2 protein-coding genes are annotated in these 2,747 nt (G+C 64.7%); one reads left to right on the top strand and one right to left on the bottom strand.

The annotated features are described in order from the left end of the window. Positions 1–93: 93 nt before the first annotated feature. On the bottom strand, positions 94–1,128 hold the full coding sequence (locus X743_RS137780) for an aspartate-semialdehyde dehydrogenase (RefSeq protein ID WP_013892196.1): 1,035 nt from the start codon (positions 1,126–1,128) through the stop codon (positions 94–96). Between the two features lie 579 nt (positions 1,129–1,707). Between X743_RS137780 and X743_RS137785 the strand changes: the two genes are divergently transcribed. Continuing rightward, on the top strand, positions 1,708–2,747 hold a 1,040-nt coding region (locus tag X743_RS137785; RefSeq protein ID WP_023769475.1), incomplete at its 3' end, for a DEAD/DEAH box helicase.

Raw genomic sequence — 2,747 nt, 5'->3', positions numbered from 1 at the left:
CCCGCGACCGCGGGCCGCCGGTCGTCCGGCGCCCTCGCGGAGGGCCCGCCGCGGCAGCGGCGATACGGCCCGTGAGCGATAACCAAAGAGCCGTCAGGCCGCCTTCTTCTTCGGCTGGATCAGGCCGCGCTCGACCAGCAGTTCGGCGATCTGCACCGCGTTGAGCGCCGCGCCCTTGCGCAGATTGTCGGAGACGATCCACATCGACAGACCGTTGTCGACGGTCGAATCCTCGCGGATGCGCGAGATGAAGGTGGCGTCCTCGCCGGCCGATTCCAGCGGCGTGATGTAGCCGCCGTCCTCGCGCTTGTCCAAGACCTGGCAGCCGGGAGCGTCGCGCAGGATATCGCGCGCCTCGTCGGCGGTGATCGGCTTCTCGAACTCGATGTTGACCGCTTCCGAATGGCCGATGAATACCGGCACGCGCACGCAGGTCGCGGTCAGCTTGATCTTGGGGTCGAGCATCTTCTTGGTCTCGGCCACCATCTTCCACTCTTCCTTGGTGAAGCCGTCGTCGAGGAAGACGTCGATATGCGGGATGACGTTGAAGGCGATGCGCTTGGTGAACTTCTTGACGTCGACCTGGTCGGCGACGAACACCGCGCGCGTCTGCGTGAACAGCTCGTCCATGCCTTCCTTGCCGGCGCCCGATACCGATTGATAGGTGGCGACGACGACGCGCTTGATGGTGGCGGCATCGTGCAGCGGCTTCAGCGCCACGACCAGCTGCGCCGTCGAGCAGTTCGGGTTGGCGATGATGTTCTTGCGCGTGAACAGCGAGATCGCGTCTGGATTCACTTCCGGCACGATCAGCGGCACGTCCTGGTCGTAGCGGAAGGCCGACGAATTATCGATGACCACGCAGCCCTGCTTGCCGATCTTCGGCGACCATTCCTTGGAGACGTTGCCGCCGGCCGACATGATGCAGATGTCGGTGTCGGAAAAATCATACTGGTCGAGCGTCCTGACCTTCAGCGTGCGGTCGCCGAACGACACTTCCGTGCCCTGGCTGCGCCGCGAGGCGAGCGCCACGACTTCGCTAACCGGAAAGCCGCGCTCTTCCAGTATGTTGAGCATTTCCCGACCCACATTGCCCGTGGCGCCGACGACTGCAACCTTGAAACTCATCGAAATCTCCTGTCCCTCTCCGCTTGGTTTTTGGAGAAAACCCGCTGGCCGATGCGGGTTCCGTCCCCCGGGCCGGACCCGGGAGAGGGTGGTTAGGCCAAGGGAATCACACCGTTTTGGTGGTGGTTTTGGCCATGGTTTTAGGGGAGCGGTAAGACGCGCGAACGCGCCCAGCCAGATGATTGTGGCCAGGGAGGTCGAATGCAATAAAAGCCATCAAAAGGCCGCGCATCGAAATGATCCCGTTCAGTGGCGGCTTTTACGCGGTTTGGTAAAAGAGTCAATTGCGTGTGCTGCTCTGCCTTCTCCCCTTGTGGGAGAAGGTAGATCGGCGCGACAGCGCCGAGACGGATGAGGGGTGCTCCAGCGGAGTGAGGCGTTGGTGTTCCCTGGAGCACCCCTCATCCGTCGCCTTCGGCGACACCTTCTCCCACAAGGGGAGAAGGAAGGCGCGTGCCGCTTGCCCTGTACAAGAGCGGCGGCAGGAAGTACGAACGGCCAAGACTGTTTGGCTGGCGATGCCGGCCCCGGCTCGTGCTCCCATGATGAGCGCAGAACCTCGAATTCCGAAAGAGTAAGATGTCCAACTTCGAAGCACTTGTTCCCGCGCTGGCAAAGGCGCTGGAAAAACGCGGCTATTCCGACCTGACGCCGGTGCAGAAGGCCGTCCTGGAGCTCGGCCAGGCCGATGCGCTGGTCTCGGCGCAGACCGGCTCCGGCAAGACCGTCGCCTTCGGCCTTGCCATGGCGCCGACGCTGCTCGACGGTGCGGACCGCTTTGCCCCAGCCACAGCGCCATTGGCGCTGGCGGTGGCGCCAACGCGCGAACTGGCGCTGCAGGTGACGCGCGAACTGGAATGGCTTTACGAGCTGACCGGCGCCACGGTGGCGTCCTGCGTCGGCGGCATGGACATGCGCACCGAGCGGCGCGCGCTGGAGCGCGGCGCCCACATCGTCGTCGGCACGCCCGGCCGGCTGCGCGACCACATAACCCGAAACTCGCTCGACATGTCGGCGCTGAAAGCCGTCGTGCTCGACGAGGCCGACGAGATGCTCGATCTCGGTTTTCGCGAGGATCTCGAATTCATCCTCGACGCAGCACCCGCCGAGCGCCGCACGCTGATGTTCTCGGCCACCGTGCCGCGCTCGATCGCCACGCTCGCCCAGGGCTATCAGCGCGATGCCGTGCGCATCTCGGCCGCCGGCGAGGAAAAGCAGCATCTCGACATCGAATACCGGGCGCTCAGCGTCGCCCCGGCCGACCGCGAGAACGCCATCATCAACGTGCTGCGTTTTTATGAGGCGAAGAACGCGCTGGTGTTCTGCAACACGCGTGCCGCCGTCAATCATCTCACCGCCCGCTTCAACAACCGCAACTTTTCGGTCGTGGCGCTGTCCGGCGAGCTCAGCCAGAACGAGCGCAGCCATGCGCTGCAAGCAATGCGCGACGGCCGCGCGAAAGTCTGCATCGCCACCGACGTCGCGGCGCGCGGCATCGACCTGCCCAATCTCGAACTGGTCATCCACGCCGATCTGCCGACCAACCCGGAAACGCTGCTGCACCGCAGCGGCCGCACCGGGCGCGCCGGGCGCAAGGGCGTCAGCGCGCTGATCGTGCC

Source organism: Mesorhizobium sp. LNHC232B00, assembly GCF_000502435.1.
Lineage (GTDB): Bacteria > Pseudomonadota > Alphaproteobacteria > Rhizobiales > Rhizobiaceae > Mesorhizobium > Mesorhizobium opportunistum.
The sequence above is the reverse complement of the archived record's forward strand: the minus strand, read 5'-3'. Positions and strand labels throughout refer to the sequence as shown.

What these genes read in the sequence shown, in the direction of transcription:
- X743_RS137780 (WP_013892196.1), bottom strand. Translation starts at nt 1,128, where the DNA reads ATGAGTTTCAAGGTTGCAGTCGTCGGCGCCACGGGCAATGTGGGTCGG.